The sequence below is a fragment of the Leptolyngbya sp. AN02str genome (genome assembly GCF_050565595.1).
Lineage (GTDB): Bacteria > Cyanobacteriota > Cyanobacteriia > Elainellales > Elainellaceae > Kaiparowitsia.
On sequence record NZ_JBNXVR010000001.1, the window covers coordinates 84,830 to 105,605 of the forward strand.

Sequence of the window (20,776 nt, forward strand, 5' to 3'; positions counted from 1 at the left end):
AACGGGGCGACAAATTCACAATTAATTGCTATCTCTTGTCATGGTTCAAGTATTTGGTGATGTTCTAGACGTGTGGTTATTGGTTGTGGAAGGGGTGCGATGCCACAACCAATAACCACACATTTGAAACACAACCAAGTATTTTTTGCAGAATTTGGCCGAGAGATGGGTGGCAATGACCGATCGATGCTTGACTTCGTTCTCTTGAGCACGGCAGTTGAGACGGTGCAGTTTAGACTAGAAAATCAGAGCGTTAGGCGAGGAAGTGGCATGTTCTCCAAATGGATCTCCTGGATGACCCGAGTGTGGATGCATCAAGGGCGATCGCTCATCACGATTGGGTTGCTCGTGCTGACGCTGGGCCTAACCGGATGCGGCAATACCATGCTGCGATCTCAAGCAAGCCAAGTTCCTCAACTCGTTGTCAGCGAGCTTAGCGATCCCAAGACTTTCAACACGGTGATGAGCCGCGAGGCCAACGCCGCCCTCGGCTACATGTACGAAGGGCTGCTCTCCACCAACGGGCTCACTGGCGATTTGGAACCGGGCCTTGCCGAATCGTGGGAGATTTCTGACAACAATCAACGCATCATATTTACGCTACGCGAGAGGCTGAAATGGTCTGATGGTGAGCCTCTAACCGTGGATGATGTTGTCTTCAGCTTTAACGATGTGTACTTTAACGAAAAGATTCCCAGCAGCCAGCGCGATATTTTGCGGGTGGGCGAAGAGGGGTTATTTCCCACGGTAACCAAAGTGGGCGATCGCCAAGTCGAGGTTCGCTCACCCGAACCCTTCTCACCCTTGCTCCGGTTTGCGGGCAGCATCGAAATTTTGCCCAAACACGCTTTGGCAACCTACGTCTATTCCACTGGAGAAGACGGAAACCCTCGATTTTTAGGTGCCTGGGGTACCGAGACCCCACCTCAAGAAATTATTGGCAATGGCCCCTACCGCCTGCGGAGCTACCAACCCGGCGAGCGCATCATTTTGGATCGCAATCCCCACTACTGGCGCAAAGGCCCACAAAACGAAGCCCAGCCCTACATTGAGCGCATCGTGATTCAAATTGTGGAATCGCCCGATACCGCGCTGGCTCAGTTTCGCTCAGGCGGGTTGGATACCATTGGCATTCAGCCCAACTACTTTACGCTGGTGAAGCGCGAAGAAGAACGCGGCAACTTTAGCATTTACGACGGTGGGCCAGCCCTCAGCACCACCTTCCTGACCTTCAACCTCAACCAGGGCACCCGCAATGGTCAACCTCTCGTTGACCCAAACAAATTGCGCTGGTTCACCAATGTCAACTTCCGCCGCGCCGTGGCCCACGCCATCGATCGCCAAGCCATGATCAACAACATTTATCAGGGCATTGGCGAACCGCAAGACTCTCCCATCTACAAGCAAAGCTCCTATTACTTATCGCCGGAGGAGGGCTTGCCTGTATACGACTACAACCCCGAACGCGCTAGGGAGCTGTTGCTTAGCGACGGCTTTCAATACAACAGTCAGGGTCAATTGCTGGATGCAGAGGGTGTGTCCGTACGGTTTAACCTGATTACCAACGCAGGCAACAAAATTCGAGAATCTTTAGGCACCCAAATCAAACAGGACTTAGAGGCGATCGGCATTACAGTTGACTTCCGACCGATTGCCTTCAACACATTGGTATCTCGGCTGTCAGACACCCTGGATTGGGATGCTCATATTCTTGGCTTTGTGGGTGGTGGCATCGATCCCAACAGTGGCTTCAACATTTGGTCGGTCAATGGCACCCTGCATACCTTCAACCAAAACCCTGTAACGGGCGACCCAATTGAGGGACGGGTGATTGCCGATTGGGAGCAGCGCATTACCAATCTGTACATTCAAGGTAGCCAGGAGTTTGATGAGGGGCGGCGACGCGAAATCTACGCTGAAACCCAACGCCTTGCCCAGGAGTATCTGCCATTCATCCATTTGGTCAATCCCCTGGCGCTGTCGGCGGTACGCAACAAGGTTCAAGGCATTCGCTTTTCGGCCTTGGGCGGTACCCAATGGAATATTTACGAACTGCGAATCGAGGAGTAGTCAAAGATTTCCTGCACACCAAGAAGCCCTCGTTGCTGAGGGCTTCTTGTCGCTGTGGATATGGGTGTTAGCTGGAATGATTAGGCGGGCGATCGCACTCCGCCTGTATACAGGCTAAACCGTAGCTTCTTCTAAGCGTTTCAGTGAAAGTTTGGCAGCCTCAGACACATGGGGATGACCATCTTTGGCAAGATAGGCTAACGCCGACAGGCTCTTGGGAGAAGGCAGACTTCCGAGCGCTTCGGCCAAGCGCTGCCGCACCAGCCAATCGGGGGATTGGGCAAAGCGCAAAATTGCATCCACACTATCCACAGCCTCTAGCTCACCCAAGGCGGCGATCGCCGCTTGTTGCATCACTTCTTGATCGCTGTTTAGCGCTTGCAGCAAGGCATCACGGGCACGTTGATCCTTCAAATTGCCCAAAGATACCGCCACGCTAAAGCGCACCAACCAATCGGTATCTTCGTAGAAGGCACGTAACAGCGGCTCTACCGCTCGATTGTCCTGCAAATATCCCAATGCACCTGCCGCGTCGGCTCGAATGCCATAGTCTGGATCGGCTGCCAGCAAATCGACCAGAATGGGGTAACACTCCTCAGTTGGCTTGAGCCCCAATGCAAACACAGCCATGGAACGGACTTGTAGATTTTGGTCGCGCAATACTTTTTTGATCAGGGGTACGGCATCAGCAGGGGCCACGTCGCGAAGGGCCGCCAACGCCAACATGCGGTATTTGGAATCAGGATTCTCTAAGTCGGCGGCGATTTGCTCCAAGTTGGGCTGAGTCATATGAGAGACCTGCGTTACATAGCGTTACAAACATTATAAGGTTCTTCAACAGATTCCTCGGTCGCCAAGCGGGTAGGGATTACCACATATCTTTTTTGCCGCGTAACCGAGCAAAGGTTTGAATCGGATCCTGAGTATTCATTGCAGTTTGCAGCGTGGAATCATCCCATCGCAAAAACGGGTTGGTGCGTTTTTCATCCCCCAGGTTAGAGGGAATGGTCGGTTGCGATCGCTGTCGTTGGTCTGTCACCAGCGTTAACCGTTGCGCTAAGTCCGCATTTGTTGCATCGATTGCGTAGGCAAACTTGAGGTTGTTGAGGGTGTACTCATGGGCGCACCAGACTCGCGTATCGTCGGGGAGCGATCGCAACTTGCTCAACGAGTCCACCATTTGGGTTGGCGTTCCTTCAAACAAGCGTCCACAGCCCCCCGCAAACAACGTATCGCCACAAAACAGCTCACCCGGCTCGGAGCCCACCGCAGGAAAATAGTAGGCAATGTGGGCACGAGTATGTCCCGGCACAAAGAACACCTGAGCTTCCCGATCGGCGAATGAAACGCGATCGCCCTCCTGCAAAAACACCTGCTGGCCAGGAATGCGCCCCCGATCTTCCGCGCCACCATATACCACCGCATCGGGAAACTGCTGCAACAGTTGGCGGTTGCCCCCCACATGGTCGCCGTGGTGATGGGTATTCAAAATCGCCACCAGCCTTGCATTCAACGCTTGAAGCTGCTGCAACACTGGCCCCGCCTCCGCTGGATCAACCACCGCAGCAACCCCACGCTCAGGGTCATGCAGCAGAAAAATATAGTTATCAGACAATGCAGGAATGCGATGAATCTGCATAGGCGAAACCTCAGATGGTGCGGGTGCTGTTCGTAGCCTAAACCCAACCCCTTTCTAGAGCAAGTTGAGGCCCGGAATCCCATGTCGCGCGATCGCCCATACATGGGTATTCTGAGCGCAGCAGTAGGTTTATTTACTCTTTACACAGCCCTGACAAGAGCTTTGCCAAACAGATGTACCCAATCTCCGATAATGAGGGGTAGCAGATAGGGTTTTGCAGACTGTTACGAGTTCAGACGGTTCACGAGTTTAGACGGTTCACGCGTTCAGTCTGATCAGTTCAGGGTTTCACCACAAAGGTATCTACACGATATGGTTTGGTCTACGTCAGCAAAAGCAGCATCCAATTTAATCAATACATTAGAGCGTATTGCCGCCGAGCAGCAGCTTAGCCGCAAAGACCATTTACAGCTCACCTCGGCGCTGTTGGGCAGCCAGCATATTACTGAAGATTTGCGGCGCAAAATTAACCATATTCTCGATGAGTTGCGATCAGGTCGTCTCAAGCTGGTCGATTAACTGACTCCACAAATTTCATCACTACCCACGTTAGGCGAGGTCTTGCGACCCGCCTTTTTTTTGGGTCTCAACTCAGAGATGCGCAAACCTCTCATTCGCAACCGAAGATTTTGGGAATGAAGTCCATCAGTCGCTAGCAAGCTCAACTGGCCGGGAACCGAACCGAAAAACCGTCGCTAAATTTATGGAATCTTAACTAACAAGGCTGTCGTATGAAGCCTACTTCAAGACAAAGGTTGATAGGCTCTAAGTAATTCCAACAAAACTGCTAAAGGGGCGATCGCCCATCTCTGCACTACACCCCAAATACTGAGCCTTGGCCACGTCCCATGGCGAACCCTCGATGTTGACGCTTTAGCAGGAATTCCGATGACCATTCCTCATTCCGATGTCGAGCGTGAACGACCAGTCGTATCCAGCCGATTTGCCCAAAAGGCAGGGCCAACAAATCACTCATCTATTCAACCGCCAACCGCAATGGTGTCCATCACGGTCAGCGATGCGTCGGAAGGGGGCGTGTTGCGGGCCTATGGGTTGGCGCAGGCGGTTCAGCGCCTTGGCTACAAGGTGGAAGTGGTGGGGTTTCAGTCGGGCGATCGCCCCCTTGCAGAGCCACCACCGGGCATTCCCCTCAAGACTGTTCCCTTAACGTCCTTTCCGCACTTTCTGATTTCGGCGTGGCGCTTTGTGCGGCAGCTGCGCGGCACCGTCATCTATGCCTCAAAGCCAAAACTCACCAGCTTTGGGCTAGCGCTATTGGTCGCCAAGCTCACCCACCGTCCGCTGCTGCTGGATATGGATGACTGGGAAATGAGCTGGCATGGCGGCGACTCCTGGCGATATCGCCCTTCACTGCGGCAATTACTCCGAGATGTGGTAAAGCCCAGAGGAGCGTTGCGATCGCCCCATCATCCCCTATACACCCGCTGGATAGAACGATTGGTAGCACAGGCCCAGGTTCTAACCGTGGATACTGCGTTTTTGCAGCAGCGCTTTGGTGGAACCTACCTGCCCCATGGCCAAGATTGCGATCGCTTTGCGCCGACTCTGTACAACGCTGAAGCCAGCCGTCGAGCCTATGGGCTACAACATTATCGCGTGCTGATGTTTCCGGGTGTGCCTCGTCCGCACAAGGGATTGGAAGACCTGCTGGCAGCGTTGGAGCTGTTGAACGAACCCGATCTGCGGGTGGTAATTGTAGGAGGCAGTCCCTACGATGACTATGATGCCCAACTAGCCGCCCAGTGGGGGCATTGGCTCATTCAACTGCCTCGGGTGCCAAACGATCAGATGCCTCAGGTTTTGGCAGCGGCCCATGTGGTGGTGGTGCCACAGCGACAGAGTGCGATCGCCCAGGCTCAGTTTCCGCTCAAGCTCACCGACGGGATGGCGATGGCAAAACCGATTTTGGCAACTTCGGTGGGCGATATTCCCGCAATCTTGGGGGATGCGGGCTGTGTGGTCGAGGCCAATTCTCCGGCGGCGCTTGCCACAGGGCTACGATGGATATTTGATCACTGGGATGAGGCGATCGCCATGGGTGCTCGGGCGCGCGATCGCTGCTGCCAGCACTACAGCATTAATACGGTAGCCAACATTTTGCGATCGCTCTTGCTTACCTGTACCTCTACTCGCTAATTCCTTCTGCTAGTCCTGTTAGGAACGCCATGCATCCCAACCGTTTACTCCTACACACCACTCGCCAATACCCTGGTTGGGTTTTGCTGACAGTGGTGCTGGGTTTGGTGGGGGCGGTGTTCAATGGCGTCAGCACGGCCATGATCGTGCCCGTGCTGTTGAGTTTTTTGGGCCAATCGACCGATGCGATTCAGTCGGTTCCAGTTTTGGAGCGGCTGTTTGCGCCCTTTCGTGGCGTGCCTGAGCCCTGGCGGCTGGGGGCAATTACCGTGGCGATTGTCATGCTCATCCTCCTCAAAAATGTGGCTCTGTATGCCAGCACAGCGGTATCCGCGTTGTTGCAGCGCTTCATTGCCAATTACTTACGCGAAACCGGACTGCGGTTGCTGCTGGACGTGGATATTGACTACTTTGCGCGGAACAGCATGGGCGACTTGGTAAACCGCATGAACCAAGAGCTAAACCGCGCCGCTCTGGCCGTTACAATTGCGGTGCGATCGCTCACCACCATCATCACCATTCTGGTGTTTGTAATGTTGTTGCTGGCGTTGTCTTGGCCGCTGACCCTCATCACCAGTACGCTACTGGGGTTGGTCATGCTGGTCAATCAATTCAGCATTCAGCGGGCCAAGCGTTTTGGTCGGCAGCTATCGGAGGCATCGCGACGCTACACCGCCCGGTTGATTGATGTACTGTCGGGGATGCGACTGGTCAGGGCTGTTGCCGCCGAGGACCAGGAGTTCATAGCCCTGCGGCAACTCATGCGCGATCGCGAACAAGCCGAATATGAGTCCTTTACCAGCTACGCCGTCATTGGGCCAGTCAGCGAGGTTGCGGGTGTGGTGGCGCTCATTGCCGTCGTGGTGGTTGGGCGCATCTTTTTGAGCAATCAAATTGAAGCCGTCTCCACAGTTCTGCTCTCCTACTTGCTGTTGATCTTTCGGCTCCTGCCCTTAATTGGTCAGCTCAACGGCTCCCAAAGTCAATATGCCAATGCGATGGCCAGCCTTGAAACCGCCAACGATTTGCTAAATCGGCACGATAAACCAATCATGCGCAATGGCACCACCCTATACACTCCATTGCAACGCGAGATCCGGTTTCATCACGTGCAATTCACCTATCCAGGACAAGGCGAGCCCGTGCTCAGAGATGTGTCTCTTCACCTGCCGCGAGGCACGACGCTCGCGCTAGTGGGAGCCTCGGGTTCGGGCAAGTCAACGCTAGCCGACTTATTACCGCGCTTTTACGACCCCACCGGAGGGAGCATTACCATTGATGGACGCGACTTGCGCGAGTTGAATATTCAGTCGCTACGCCGAGCCATGGGCATTATCAGCCAGGAGCCATTTTTGTTTAACGCGACGGTGCGAGAAAACATTGCCTATGGTCGTGCCCATGTGCTGGATAGCGAACTGTGGGAAGCGGCCAAATATGCCAATGCCGCCGACTTTATTGCCCAATTACCGCAGGGGTTGGATACCGAATTGGGCGATCGCGGCATCATTCTCTCGGGAGGACAGCGGCAGCGTTTGGCGATCGCTCGGGTGCTCTTGCAAGATCCAGATATCTTGATCTTGGATGAAGCAACCAGTGCATTGGATACGGTTTCAGAACAATTGGTTCAAGAAGCGTTAGAAACACTCAGTCGCGATCGCACAACGCTAGTCATCGCGCATCGGCTATCTACCATACAAACTGCCGAGCAAATTGCGGTGATGGATCAAGGACGCATTGTAGAATTGGGCAGCCATCCAGTATTAATTCAACTTGGAGGCTACTATACACAGCTTTACCACGCTCAATTTAAGGTGTAGCACATCGCCCATTCATCGCTATGGAGCCGGATTTGGGATGCGTTGGTGAATCGCATCAACTTCAGCCAGCACATCAGGAGACAGCGTCATCGAGGCCGTTGCAATATTCTCCTGTAGCTGTTCCAACGTTGTGGCTCCAATGATGGTACTTGTCATAAACCAGCGGCTTTGCACGAACGCCAGCGCCAGCTCAACCGGAGTCAACCCCACCTGTTGAGCCAAATTGACATAAGCCGCGATCGCCTCCTCGACTCTGGGCTTTAGGTAACGTTGGCCAAACCCAGCAAATTCTTTCATTCGACCGTGGGCATCGGCAGAGCGCAAATACTTTCCCGTCAGGTTGCCAAACGCCAGTGGGCTATAGGCCAACAGCCCAATTTGCTCTCGCAGGCAGCACTCCGCCAAACCCTGCTCAAAGGTTCGGTTCATTAAATGGTAAGCATTTTGAATCGAGACCACTTTGGGCAACCCCAACTGCTCGGCAATCCGGCAAAAGGATGCCACACCCCACGCAGTTTCGTTGCTGAGCCCAAGATATCGAATTTTGCCCGCTTGAATGACCTCGGCAAAGGCTTGCAGCTGCTCCTCAATGGGAATGGTTGGGCGATCGCGCGCTGGGTCAAACTGAGTTTCGCCAAACAAGGGAACGTAGCGATCGGGCCAGTGAATTTGATACACATCAATGTAATCAGTCTGCAAGCGCTGCAAACTATCCTCCACCGCTTGGCGGATATTGGCGCGATCTACCGCATGGGAACCACCCCGAATCCACTTCAAACCTCGGGAAGGGCCAGCAATCTTAGTCGCGACAATCAGGCGATCGCGCGTCTGTCTGGCCAACCAACTGCCAATCAATGCCTCCGTTCGGCCCTGAGTTTCGGCCCGAGCCGGCACAGGATACATTTCTGCCGTGTCGATAAAGTTAATGCCCTGGGCGATCGCATAGTCAAGCTGGGTATGCGCCTCGGCTTCCGTATTTTGCTGACCAAAGGTCATCGTCCCCAGACAAAGTGCCGAAACTTCTAGGCCACTCGCGCCTAACGGTAAGTACTTCACAAAAAACCTGATGGATTATCCAATGATTAAAAGATCGTAAAACGACACTGCTTTTCCACAGACAAGGAATGTTTTCCACAGATATGCAGAACTTTTCCACAGGTTTCTGTGGAAAAGTAGTATATTTGTACGAGCATCAGCTTCATGTTGGCCTGCTGCCCATCACGCTCAATGGAGTAATTCATGCTGAGTGAGGAGTAGCTTTACTTGAGAACCTTGCTGAGCCGCAAAAGTTTCTAAAACAAGCCTAATTATCACCAAACGAGCGATCGCAACATGCGACAACCCAGGCTGCTGGCCACCCCAAAATCCCGTATCACACGATACTATTCAAGCCGCACAAAGCTACGCTTGAGCGTTCAACATGAGATCTCACCCAAATCCTGAAGCGACATTAAACTCTAAAACGGAACACTGTTTCCAAATGGAGCGCTATTCCCATTCAATCGTTCCAGGAGGCTTGGAGGTGATATCGTACACAACTCGGTTCACCCCACGAACTTCGTTGACAATTCGATTCGAAATTGCCTCAAGGATATCGTAGGGGACCCGCGACCAATCGGCCGTCATGCCGTCTTCGCTAGATACGAAACGAAGCACGATGGGATAAGCATAGGTGCGCTGATCCCCCATCACGCCCACACTCCGGATTGGAAGCAGCACAGCAAAAGCCTGCCAAAAGTCGCTGTAAATGCCTCGCTGATTAATTTCCTGCCGGACAATATAGTCAGCATCTCGGAGAATGTCCAGCTTTTCTTCCGTGACTTCACCCAAAATGCGGATTGCCAGCCCCGGCCCTGGGAAGGGATGGCGATTCACAATCTCTTCGGGTAGGCCGATCGAGCGCCCCAGCTTACGCACTTCATCTTTGAACAACTTGCGCAGAGGCTCCACCAGCTTAAAGCGGAGATCTTTGGGCAGACCGCCTACGTTGTGATGGCTCTTGATTTTGACGGCAACGCGATCGCCCGTTTTGGGATCCACATTGGTATCAGCCGACTCAATCACGTCGGGGTATAGCGTCCCTTGAGCCAGGTAATCAAACGGCCCTAAACGGCGAGATTCGGATTCAAAAACGCGAATGAACTCATGGCCAATGCGCTTCCGCTTCTCTTCGGGATCGGTAATGCCGTCAATGGCTGAAAGGAAACTTTCGCGGGCATTCACATATTCCACCGGGATATGGAACTGCTCATGAAACAGTTTGACCAAGCGCTCAGGCTCATACTTGCGCATAAAGCCCTGATCAATAAATACGCAGGTCAACTGGTCGCCAATGGCTCGATGCAGCAAAAAGGCTAGCGTAGAAGAATCAACCCCGCCCGACAAGGCCAACAAAACGCGCTTGTCGCCCACCTTAGAACGAATCTCGCGCACCGACTCTTCAACAAAGGCATCGGTCGTCCAAGTAGGGGCACACTCGCAAATGTGATAGACAAAGTTGCGAATCAGCGCCAGACCACCAATGGAATGCACTACTTCGGGGTGGAACTGCACACCGTAAAACTTGAGATCATGATTGGCGATCGCAGCCACAGGCGTATTGTCCGTATGAGCTAACAGCTCAAAGCCTTGGGGCATGCGGGTAACAGAGTCTCCATGGCTCATCCACATCGTGGTGCCATGGTCAACGTTAGTCAGCAAATCAGTGGGATCGTCAATAAACAGCGATGCCTTGCCATACTCGCCCCGCTCGGCACGCTCGACACCACCGCCAAGCTGCTGCACCATGAGCTGCATCCCGTAGCACACACCCAACACCGGAATGCCAAGATTCCAAATTTCGGGATCACAGTGAGGGGCGTGCTCGTCATAAACCGAGCTGGGGCCACCCGACAAAATAATGCCTTTGGGATTGATTTCAGCAAGCTGAGCAGCGGTTGTCCGATAAGACAGCACTTCAGAATAGACCTGGGTCTCTCGAATCCGCCGCGCAATTAGTTCGGAGTATTGAGAACCAAAGTCGAGAATAACGATAATTTGACGACTTAGCGGCTCGGTCGTTGCGGTAGATGAGCCACTCTGAGGAATGTGTTCGAGTTGAGCTGTCACGGCTGTTTTGGAAATTTGGAACGTTGGCAATAAGAACTACAAAGCACTCGAAATATACACACCTAACTTATGATCAACGGTCTTAAATCGTGAAGCGAAAATTGTATTGAAGTATTCAAAATAGCTTAACAAAATTGGGACAAGATTGCTGATCCGGTTTGACTTTGAATGAGAATCTGGCGATCGCGACCAAACAACACCGTGCCCACCTGCACCGTGCGATCGCTGTGGGCATGGATGTACCGTTGGGTGCGGGTATCAATGGCCTGAGCGATCGCGCCATACACCTGCTCTACCCACTGGGTACCCTGCTCCACATCCATCTGGCAAAGGTGCTGTAAACCCGCCTCTGCGGTCGCGCTCGCCAGCACCATCTGTACCGCTGCGGTTGGCATACCCTGGTTCGCACAGTGCGCTGCCAAAATTTCTTGCCGCCCATCGGCCACATGATGATGCGTATGAAAGATGCCGCCAGCCAGCTTTAGCAGCTTGCCATGATAGCCAAACAGCAAAATTTGCTGTAAGCCCTGCAATCCGGCCTCTGCCAGCAGTGGTCCCAACCAATTGGCGGTTTTGATCAGGCGATCGCTCGGAACTCCCATGTGTGTCGCCAAATCCAGCCCATTCTCCCCCACACAAAACACCAGCGTGTGGAATGTCTGAGCTTTGGCCACCAGTCCATCCCGAAATTCCGTCAGTTGTCCCGGTGCGCTCAATGGCTGAGCAATTCCTGTCGTTCCCAGCAATGACAACCCATCCACCACTCCAAAGGCGGCGTTTGAGGTGCGCTGTGCCAAGGCCCGCCCCTCCGGCAAAATAATCTTGACTCGGGCGATCGCCCCTAGCTCCAGTAACGGCAGCACATTCGCCTCCATCAACCGTCGAGCATAGGCGTAGATCGCAGGCTGATCGGTACTCAGCGAGCGCCCAACGCCTTCGCCACCTTCCAGAACCAACTGCGGCTCAGATTTCGGTTCTCGGCTCTGCCTTTCTGCTAACTCCACCACAGCCCACACGGGTGTGTTTCGGGTTAAGTCCAAGTTATCGCCGGGATCGCTGTGGGTAATGGCGATCGCCATAGTGTCACTCAGGCGGGCAACCTGAGCAATGGGGACCACTGCTGTTTCGGCTGGCTCTACCAAGTTCACCGCAACGGATGCTCGCTCGGTGGTATTGTCTTGCAGCCATTGCAAAGCCGCGATCGCCGACGCACAAGCAAACACAGGCAGCGTATATCCAGCCCGAGGCGATTCTTGAGGAAGCAAAGCACTCATGACAGCGAATCAATCTCTATAGCAAGCCACACCACTCTTAACAGGAGAACGCGCCCCATCCCAAACCATGAATTGGCAAAGACGAAATCTCCTAGATGAATCTGCCACGCAACGATTCATCCTTTCAAACAGCCATTCATACAGGAGGCCGACAACCCATCTCTCAGGACTTACTCAGTTGAATGATTTTGGGGGAGCTTCGCTCCCCCAAAATCATTCAACCCCCGCGTATTGAGCATCATACCAACCACAAAAACCCAAAAATAAAAGCTCTCTGCCGACGGAACAGAGAGCTTAACGGAGATATGTGCTACATGGATGGCGCACCGCAGCCGCACAGTGCCATCATCACAGTGCCATAAACGAACTTAAGCTTGTCGAGAATAGTACTCAACCACGAGCAGTTCATTCACTTGGAGAGCGACCCATTCGCGCTCTACCAAGCCATTTACCTTACCAGTCAACTTGTTCTTATCAAACTCAAGGTGACTTGGAACATTGGCTAGACCAGGAAATTGAAGATTTTCTTCCACCAGACGACGAGAGGCCTCGTTTTGGCGAACGCCGATCTCATCTCCAGGGCGACACTGGTAGCTAGGAATATCAACCCGGCGACCATTGATCGTAATATGCCCATGGCTAACCAACTGGCGAGCCGCTGGAATGGTAGGTGCCATACCCAAGCGGAAAACCGTGTTATCCAAACGCATTTCCAGAAGCTGCAGCAAAATCTGTCCGGTAGAACCAGAAATTCGGCGTGCTCGACGCACGTAGCGCAGCAACTGACGCTCAGACACACCGTAGTTAAATCTGAGCTTTTGCTTTTCTTCCAAACGAATTGCGTATTCTGACCGCTTTCTCCGGGCAGCTCCGTGCTGTCCAGGAGGATTTGCCCTTTTACCCGATGCACGCTTTTCTTTACGCGTCAGGCCGGGCAAGTCTCCCAGACGACGAACGACCCTGAGGCGAGGCCCTCGATATCGCGCCATCTAGCGTACTCTCCGAAATATATCCACAAGCAAACCATTATAGCGGATGGCTGAGCGATCTAAAAGCCTTATTTTTGAGGAATTGCTGCGCTCCTGTCCTCTCTTGCTGAATGCAGTGAAGTTGTAGGTTCTAGATAAGAGATAGGACTTACACACTTCATCCGAAAAACCCGGGGGGTGAATGATTTTTTGAGCGCTAAGCGCTCAAAAAATCATTCACCTGCGTAAAGACTGAAGAGAGAAGGATCTCACCTCGTCTAGCCAAAATTGAGCTTAGACAAGGCTCAAGCTGAAAGCGTTTGTGCGATCGCACGGGTGAGTCGTGACCGAGTCTACTGGCTCCCAATTTAAGGTGCAGTGGTTCTATCAAGTTGTTTTATTGAATTTTCATCCAAAGACCAAGTGGTTTTCAGCAACATAGCGCTAGTGCGTGGCCAATATTATTTGACACGATAAATAAAAACCACAACACACACCCACTTTTTTGGCTACCCTGGAGTTAATGAAGTAAATGTGTCAAGCAGGCTGCATACTTCAATCGCAGCAGCGCGTAGAAACAGAAAAATCTCTACTGCCTAGTATTCAGCTTTTTTAATTTCGAATCTTTGCTTCGATATGAAAACTGAATATCGCTGAATTCTTAGGCAAGAAACCCTTGCATTCCTGTTTTTATAGGCTAATATGCTGAATTGAAGACATAGTCTGACGTAGTTCACTCAACTAATCCTGTGAGATGCGCGATACCAGAGGATAGTTGAAGTCAGGTGATTCTTGATAAGGAAATTTGAAAAATTTGGTTATGACTAATAACAATGTTGCTGTCCATGCGGTTGCACATCCGATGGTGAAGTTTCAGCGGCAAGTGCGATCGCTGGTTGAATCCAAGGTATTGAAGCCATCCGATTCGATTTGGAAGATTGCTCTGCTCTATGGCGATGAATGGCCTCATTGGAAGCGTGAGCTGGAGGATTTTGACTTTACAATGCAAGACCCCGTTGGAGACTTGCTGGAAGTAGAGAGTTGGGACGACGAATAGGTTCATCATGCAAAGTTTGCACTTAGACTGCATGTTTTGCATTGATAACTGGTTGGCATCGACCCATCATCGAAACCGATAGGTCATTGTAAACAATGGCGCAGATTGCCATACAGCATTCTAAATAGTTTTAGAGCTTCTGTTGCAAGCTCTAAGCGCTCAATCTTTTGATATCGATCATCGTGATGCAAAAAATGCATCACGATGATTTGTTTTATGAACGAAAGCGCACACAAATATGGCTTTTTCTAAGGGCTGCGCAGCGCACAGCCCTTAGAAAAAGCCTTCACGGAAAGATTAGCGTTTCAATGCCTCTAAATTGGGTCGTAGTTTGGCTCGCACCACAACTGCAGTAATGTTGTCGTGGCCGTTGTGCTTATTGGCCAAGTCAACGAGTTGGCTCACTCCACCCTCTAGGTTCGTTGCAGAGCTCAGCAGCGGATCGACATGAGTTTCCCAATGTTTCTCCAGCAGGTCGTTATCAGTCAAGCCGTCGGAGCATAGAAGCAATAGCAAATCTTCGGTAATGTCTAAAAACTGCACGTCGGGATTGACGAAGTTTTCGTCGCGGGGGCCAAGCGCCTGAGTGAGCTGGTAGGCATCGGGACGAGCATAGGCGATCGCAGGTTCTACTCCCCGCTGAATCTCGCGTTGACCAACTTCATGATCGACAGTTACTTGCTCCAATCCTCGACGGCGACTATAGCGATACAGCCGACTATCGCCAACATGAGCCAGTACCGCGCGCATATCTTGCACAAGGAGCACAACCAGCGTGGTACCCATACGACCGCTCCCAGAGCTGTCATTTTGCTGATTGAGGTCGTAAATCGCTCGGTTAGCCGCCAATACGGCCTCACGCACCATCGTCTCGGATGGCAACTCATTGACCCAATGCTCGTCAAAATACTGCTTCAGCGTTTCGGCAGCTAGCACGCTGGCAACCTCGCCACTGGCATGGCCTCCCATGCCATCGCACAAAATGTAGAGACCGCGCGCCTTAATGCTGCGTCCCGACGGAGTCTCCATTTTTTGAATGTGGGTCACAATATTGAAGTGGTCTTCGTTATGGTCACGTTGCCGCCCTACATCGCTACAACCGGCATCATCCAAAGCCACGAGCTTCATCGGCAGCACAATCGTTGGCATATCTTCCCCTTCGGAGGGGAGGTCGTCATCCAAATTTTCAAGTTCGAGTAGGGTTGGGCTAGACCCCAGGCTCACATCGGCCGAAGGTGGCAAGTCTAAGGGCGATGATGCACCCGGAAGTGCCGAGGGGGGTAGCCCAATGGTGGCTTCATCGTCATCATCGGGGTTGGATAGCGGCAACTCAACAGGCACCACAGCAGGGGGAGGCGTCGTTGGAGTTTGTAGCTCGGCGGCGATCGCCTCTAAGCGTGAGCGCAGCACATCGACACTGTCGATCGCACCAGCTTCCAACTCATCGCATAAGTGAGCGAGCGTCCCCATCTGAATTTGCGGCGATCGCAGACTGAAGAGTTGTTTCCAGAATTTGCCCAGATCCAGCAGTTGCCCAGATTTGTCGGTTGCATCACTATACAACCGCTGCAAATACAGCAGTTGGTCTTCATCTACCCTCAGGTTGCTCACTTCTAGCAAACTTTGGGCAAAGCCTTGAGGCTGCAACACCGTCCACAGTTCGGCAATTTGGTGCAGCAAGTGCAAGAGTTGGAACATGGGAACGTCCAAATTGCGCCACACCTCGGCCAACGCCGTAAGATCCGAGCGGTCTTCAAGAATGACCACCACGATATCGCCCTTTTGCCACGCATCGTGGATTTGCGGTAGGGATGGATAGAGCTGCTCTTCTAATGCAAGATAGCTTAACGCCAGAGTGGGAATACCCAGCCGAGTGACCTCTTGCTCAATCGAGGCTTCTAGGTTTTCTTCTTCAAGATCCAGCATTTCTGGATGGCGGAAGAGCATCTCCAAGGGAGATGGGGAAAACGGCTGACCATCCACCACTCGAACCTCGACACTACCCTTGGCGATCGCATCTTTTTCCAGCTCATCTAAGCGGCGGTATCGCCGTTGAGCATCAATATAATCATCTTCAAGGAAGGAGATTCCTGGAGGGTCTGCCGCTGCAAATGCAGCCTTGAGATCATCCTGAGCTAGCTGCTGAGCCACATCGACAGTCTCATCGGGATCCACCGCAGGTGGCTCAACCGTAATGACCGCTCGCCAAATTGTGGCCGTTGGCTCCTGGCAACTGGGGCATTTCTCTGCATCAAGGGGCACTGCGGCACCACACGCAGGGCAGCTTTTTTCAGTGAGGGCAACGCCACACCGTAAGCAAAACTTGTTCGTATCCGGATTTTCAAACTGGCACTGAGGGCAAACAATCATAATCCGGACTGTCCTTACGTCTGTCACCGTCCTGAAATATCAGGTCTTAAAGACATATACAGCGCACACAGGCTGCGCACTGAATGTTTTTTTATATTTTTTGGCTGAGGAGGATACATCCACAACAGCCATCACCGAGCGAACCAGGCATTTAGGCTAAGCCTAGGCCACACACGCTATTTCGGCGAATGAGATTAGTGTAGCGGACCCCTGTTACGGGATAAACCTGCCTTTAAGGTTACACGATCGGTTACCAGTGCGATTTCAGGATACGTCTTCTTTTAAGATTACCCAGAGTTCTGCCCGGAAAGAACACCAGAGCCCAGTTCTAGCGAGCCCGAGACTGGCTCCATTGAACAAGCGATCGCACCTCATTCTCCGTCAGTTCGCGCCATTGGCCGGGTTGCAGTCCCACCAGGGTTAGCTGGGCGATCGCCACCCGCACCAACCGCAGCGTTGGAAAGCCAACCGCAGCCGTCATCCGGCGAACCTGACGATTGCGGCCCTCTGTTAACGTCAGCTCCAGCCAAGCCGTTGGCACACTTTTGCGAAACCGAATGGGCGGGTCTCGTGGCGGCAGGTCTGGCTCTGCCTGCAACAGCCGCACCTTGGCCGGACGCGTTTTGTATCCCTGAATCATCACGCCCTTGCGCAACTGAGCCAGCGCCATTTCATCGGGCACGCGCTCAACCTGTACCCAATACGTGCGCGGATGACCAAATTTGGGCTCAGTCAGCACATGTTGCAGGCGACCGTTGTTCGTAAGCAGCAGCAGCCCCTCACTATCCTTATCCAACCGGCCCACAGGATACACATCCGACACCGAAATAAAATCCTTCAAGGTGGGCTCACTCTCCTGGCTCCCCTCTGCCTGAGGAGAGCTGAACTGAGTTAGCACGTTGTAGGGTTTGTAAAACAGCAAATATCGGTAAGAAGCAGCCATAGGTCGCAGGCATAGGAACAGGCGCGATCGCCTTGCAACATGATTTGTAAACAAATCCGCGCCAACCATAACGAAACACTGAAAAATGTAACGAATTGGTGACGACGCTTTAAGAGAGGTTTAAGTTGACTCGCAAAATCCGCAACTGCCCTTTACGCTAAAGCCAAATACGGGTTTTTGTTGAGACTGTCATGGATAACATACAAAAGTATCGCGTCAGATGTACACTCGCATTTGGCGATATCTACGGTCAGATCATTATTTGGTTGATTGTTATTTTCTTTAGTCTGGCAAGCGCACTCGCTCTTATGGGCACCAGCCGCCCGATCTATGCCATCACCACCGTCGGATTGATCCTGGTGCTGTCGCTGCCATTTCTGCTGTTTGCCTTTGTCACAACCCTGCTCAACCATATCGAGTTTGATGCTGTTGATCCGGCGCAGGAAAAACCAACTGGGGTGCAAGCCACGCAGCGGCCTGCCCGAGCTGCAAGCTAGCGATCGCCCTATCAGCTCATCCCGTTTCGGCAAACTCCAGCCAGCCAAACTTCTTAAAAAGTTCCCATGATCTACAGTTGGGAACTTTTTTATGCGGCAGGATGGAGAAGAGAACACTGCCTTTGCCAAGGCATTTTACAGAACAGGTTCAGCATGATTGAGCATGATGTCATCATTGTGGGGGGTGGCTTGGCTGGCTCGCGCGCCGCAGTAGAAATTGCCCGCACCAACCCCCAGTTGAGCGTTGCCGTAGTCGCCAAAACCCATCCCATTCGATCGCACTCCGTCGCGGCCCAAGGGGGCATGGCGGCCAGCCTCAAAAATGTCGATGAAGAGGATAGTTGGCAGGCCCACGCCTTCGATACGGTCAAGGGCTCGGACTATTTGGCCGATCAGGATGCCGTTGAAATTTTGACAAAGGAAGCTCCAGACGTGGTGATCGACCTGGAGCATATGGGCGTGCTGTTTTCGCGCTTGCCCGATGGTCGCATTGCGCAACGGGCCTTTGGGGGGCACTCCCACAACCGCACCTGCTACGCAGCAGATAAAACTGGACACGCAATTTTGCATGAGCTGGTGAACAATCTGCGTCGGTACGGGGTGACGATTTACGACGAGTGGTATGTGATGCGCCTGATTGTGGAATCTGGCGAAGCCAAGGGCGTGGTAATGTACCGCATTCGCGATGGACTGCTGCAAGTGGTGCGGGCCAAAGCGGTGATGTTTGCCACAGGTGGCTATGGTCGGGTGTACAACACCACGTCCAATGACTACGCTTCCACTGGCGATGGTTTGGCGATGACTGCTGCCGTTGGTCTGCCCCTGGAAGATATGGAATTTGTGCAGTTTCATCCCACTGGGCTGTACGGGGTGGGCGTGCTAATTTCGGAGGCGGTGCGCGGCGAGGGGGCGTATTTGCTCAACAGTGAGGGCGATCGCTTTATGGCGACCTATGCTCCTAGCCGTATGGAGTTGGCTCCTCGCGACATTACCTCCCGCGCCATTGTGAAAGAGATTCGAGCCGGACGCGGCATCCATATAGACGGCAGCAGCGGCGGGCCATTTGTGCATTTGGATGTGCGCCACCTAGGTCGCGAGAAGATTATGAGCCGCATTCCGTTTGCGTGGGAAGAAGCCCATCGTTTACTAGGGGTAGATGCGGTGCATCGGCCTATTCCAGTACGGCCTACGGTGCACTACTCGATGGGTGGCATTCCTACCGATACGGATGGACGTGTGCGTAGCAGTGCCGATGGGTTGGTAGAGGGATTCTTTGCGGCTGGGGAAACGGCTTGTGTATCGGTGCATGGAGCCAACCGATTGGGCAGCAACTCGCTGCTGGAGTGCGTGGTGTATGGCCGCAGAACCGGAGCCGCGATCGCCCGCTATGTAGAATCTCGCAAATTCCCCGACCTGGATGAGCAACGTTACCTAACTGAAGCCCAACAACGGCTCCAAAGTTTGCTCGACCAGCCAGGAACTCAACGCATCGGCTCCCTGCGGCAAACGTTTCAGGACTGCATGACCGAGCACTGCGGCGTCTTTCGAACCGAAAGCGTGATGCAGGAAGGACTGGAAAAGGTGCGATCGCTGCGGCAACAGGCCAACCATATCTTTTTGGACGACAAAGGCAAGCTGTGGAACACCGAGCTGATTGAAGCGATGGAGCTGCAAAGCTTGATGCTCGTTGGCGAAATGATTCTCACCAGCGCGCTCAATCGGCAAGAAAGTCGTGGCTCTCACTCACGCGAGGACTATCTCAATCGCGATGATGACCGCTTTTTGCAGCACACCATGGCCTATGCCTCGCCAGCGGGAATCGAGATTGGCTACCGTCCCGTGGCGATTACCATGTTCCAGCCGCAAGAGCGCAAATACTAGGCAAGCCGTTGGTTCATGCTTGTGGGCAAGCCCACAAAAAGGACTTTTCTGAGGGGTCTATGGGATACGACCTTCAGAAAAGTCCTGAACTGAAATTGACCGTGCATTCGCTCTGAGCCCGTTGCTCCATCCTGAATCACGACAGGTGGCGGAGAGATCTATATGGATCAGCTCCACGAACTAGAACCACAGCAGAGGTACTGCCTAAGATGGCAGTTGGGGAGAGCGAAACGATAGTCCAATAACCAGCGCTACTCTGCTTCAGCGGCAATTTCCAAAGAGCTGAGGATAGAGGCACAGGTCTCTCGAATAGACTCAAAGTTGGATTCCAACGTGCCGCATGTCAAGGCGTAGCCTGTAGAAGGCGAAGCCACGATGCGCTGCAGTACCCGAACCGGGGGCGTTGAAGACATGCTGGATTCCACATCAGCCGCATTCAAAGAACCAACTTGCAGCCGTTCTTCTCCAATCACATTGAAGCCAGCCGACCCCAAAAACTGAATGCTGTTGTCCAAGTAACCGTCTTGATCACCAGGCTGCAAGGGTTCCGTGACCAAATTCACGAACAACAGGCCGTTGTTACCCGTGTATAAAGCTTCTAATGAAACATTGCTGGCATTGGGCAAACCATCGATTTCCGTCGGTTGAAAATCAACTGGTAAATCAAACGACCACGCATTTTTAGCAATCGTCTGATAACTTTCTGGGGTTTGTGCCACTTGAACAGGGGCATTGGCCTGGGCGGGAACAAACACGCCTGATGCAACCAACAGGACTGCCCCAGCAGAGAACGGAATCCATGTTTTGCAGGTTTGAACAGGAGGAATCATGGCACGAGCCTCGTATGGTGACAACGCTGAGTGACGGACACAGCCCAGCGCGAAATGACTCCAATGTAACCTACTCTTTTGACCGCTTTAACCCTAAGTACAACCAGTTTGCACTTGAGGCCGAATTGTAATGTTCCTAACAAAATTCAGCATTTTTACGACACA

The 20,776-nt window shown here is 52.7% G+C and carries 16 protein-coding genes; 7 read left to right on the forward strand and 9 right to left on the reverse strand.

Annotated features, from left to right (window positions below):
• Positions 1-270: 270 nt before the first annotated feature.
• The gene (locus ACQ4M4_RS00355; RefSeq protein ID WP_430682452.1) at positions 271-2,070 is read left to right on the forward strand and encodes an ABC transporter substrate-binding protein; all 1,800 of its coding nucleotides are present in this window, start codon (positions 271-273) and stop codon (positions 2,068-2,070) included.
• 114 nt (positions 2,071-2,184) lie between these two features.
• Here ACQ4M4_RS00355 and ACQ4M4_RS00360 read toward each other — a convergent pair whose 3' ends face one another.
• Together ACQ4M4_RS00360 and gloB are read right to left on the reverse strand one after the other, a co-directional pair.
• Positions 2,185-2,859 (reverse strand): HEAT repeat domain-containing protein, encoded by a 675-nt coding sequence (locus ACQ4M4_RS00360; RefSeq protein ID WP_430682453.1) that lies wholly within the window; start codon positions 2,857-2,859, stop codon positions 2,185-2,187.
• 79 nt (positions 2,860-2,938) lie between these two features.
• Complete coding sequence (gloB, locus tag ACQ4M4_RS00365) at positions 2,939-3,709, reverse strand: hydroxyacylglutathione hydrolase (protein WP_430682454.1); 771 nt, start codon at positions 3,707-3,709, stop codon at positions 2,939-2,941.
• Between the two features lie 312 nt (positions 3,710-4,021).
• Between gloB and ACQ4M4_RS00370 the strand changes: the two genes are divergently transcribed.
• From ACQ4M4_RS00370 to ACQ4M4_RS00380, 3 genes are all read left to right on the forward strand, one after another.
• Positions 4,022-4,228 carry a hypothetical protein gene (locus ACQ4M4_RS00370; protein ID WP_430682455.1) on the forward strand — a complete coding sequence of 69 codons (207 nt, stop codon included), beginning with the start codon at positions 4,022-4,024 and terminating at the stop codon, positions 4,226-4,228.
• 369 nt (positions 4,229-4,597) lie between these two features.
• Positions 4,598-5,866 (forward strand): glycosyltransferase family 4 protein, encoded by a 1,269-nt coding sequence (locus ACQ4M4_RS00375; RefSeq protein ID WP_430682456.1) that lies wholly within the window; start codon positions 4,598-4,600, stop codon positions 5,864-5,866.
• A gap of 29 nt (positions 5,867-5,895) precedes the next feature.
• On the forward strand, positions 5,896-7,683 hold the full coding sequence (locus ACQ4M4_RS00380; RefSeq protein ID WP_430682457.1) for an ABC transporter ATP-binding protein: 1,788 nt from the start codon (positions 5,896-5,898) through the stop codon (positions 7,681-7,683).
• 18 nt (positions 7,684-7,701) lie between these two features.
• On the opposite strand, the gene ACQ4M4_RS00385 is transcribed toward ACQ4M4_RS00380, so the two are convergent.
• The 4 genes from ACQ4M4_RS00385 to rpsD form a co-directional block, all read right to left on the reverse strand.
• Positions 7,702-8,739 carry an NADP(H)-dependent aldo-keto reductase gene (locus tag ACQ4M4_RS00385; RefSeq protein WP_430682458.1) on the reverse strand — a complete coding sequence of 346 codons (1,038 nt, stop codon included), beginning with the start codon at positions 8,737-8,739 and terminating at the stop codon, positions 7,702-7,704.
• Between the two features lie 432 nt (positions 8,740-9,171).
• Positions 9,172-10,791: a glutamine-hydrolyzing GMP synthase gene (guaA, locus tag ACQ4M4_RS00390; protein WP_430682459.1), complete on the reverse strand. Its 1,620-nt coding sequence runs from the start codon at positions 10,789-10,791 to the stop codon at positions 9,172-9,174.
• Positions 10,792-10,916: 125 nt separating this feature from the next.
• A complete protein-coding gene (cbiD, locus tag ACQ4M4_RS00395; protein ID WP_430682460.1) occupies positions 10,917-12,065 on the reverse strand; it encodes a cobalt-precorrin-5B (C(1))-methyltransferase CbiD in 1,149 nt (382 codons plus the stop codon).
• 368 nt (positions 12,066-12,433) lie between these two features.
• Entirely contained in the window at positions 12,434-13,054 is a 621-nt protein-coding gene (gene rpsD / locus ACQ4M4_RS00400) for a 30S ribosomal protein S4 (protein WP_430682461.1), read from the reverse strand.
• 799 nt (positions 13,055-13,853) lie between these two features.
• Here rpsD and ACQ4M4_RS00405 point away from each other — a divergent pair.
• The gene (locus ACQ4M4_RS00405) at positions 13,854-14,090 is read left to right on the forward strand and encodes a DUF4327 family protein (protein ID WP_430682462.1); all 237 of its coding nucleotides are present in this window, start codon (positions 13,854-13,856) and stop codon (positions 14,088-14,090) included.
• Between the two features lie 297 nt (positions 14,091-14,387).
• On the opposite strand, the gene ACQ4M4_RS00410 is transcribed toward ACQ4M4_RS00405, so the two are convergent.
• Both ACQ4M4_RS00410 and ACQ4M4_RS00415 read right to left on the reverse strand, forming a co-directional pair.
• Positions 14,388-16,460 (reverse strand): serine/threonine phosphatase, encoded by a 2,073-nt coding sequence (locus ACQ4M4_RS00410; protein WP_430682463.1) that lies wholly within the window; start codon positions 16,458-16,460, stop codon positions 14,388-14,390.
• Positions 16,461-16,788: 328 nt separating this feature from the next.
• The gene (locus tag ACQ4M4_RS00415) at positions 16,789-17,403 is read right to left on the reverse strand and encodes a pseudouridine synthase (RefSeq protein ID WP_430682464.1); all 615 of its coding nucleotides are present in this window, start codon (positions 17,401-17,403) and stop codon (positions 16,789-16,791) included.
• Positions 17,404-17,594: 191 nt separating this feature from the next.
• Between ACQ4M4_RS00415 and ACQ4M4_RS00420 the strand changes: the two genes are divergently transcribed.
• Both ACQ4M4_RS00420 and ACQ4M4_RS00425 read left to right on the forward strand, forming a co-directional pair.
• The gene (locus ACQ4M4_RS00420) at positions 17,595-17,900 is read left to right on the forward strand and encodes a hypothetical protein (protein ID WP_430682465.1); all 306 of its coding nucleotides are present in this window, start codon (positions 17,595-17,597) and stop codon (positions 17,898-17,900) included.
• Positions 17,901-18,053: 153 nt separating this feature from the next.
• The gene (locus ACQ4M4_RS00425; protein ID WP_430682466.1) at positions 18,054-19,781 is read left to right on the forward strand and encodes a succinate dehydrogenase/fumarate reductase flavoprotein subunit; all 1,728 of its coding nucleotides are present in this window, start codon (positions 18,054-18,056) and stop codon (positions 19,779-19,781) included.
• 251 nt (positions 19,782-20,032) lie between these two features.
• On the opposite strand, the gene ACQ4M4_RS00430 is transcribed toward ACQ4M4_RS00425, so the two are convergent.
• On the reverse strand, positions 20,033-20,611 hold the full coding sequence (locus tag ACQ4M4_RS00430; RefSeq protein ID WP_430682467.1) for a hypothetical protein: 579 nt from the start codon (positions 20,609-20,611) through the stop codon (positions 20,033-20,035).
• Positions 20,612-20,776 lie beyond the last annotated feature (165 nt).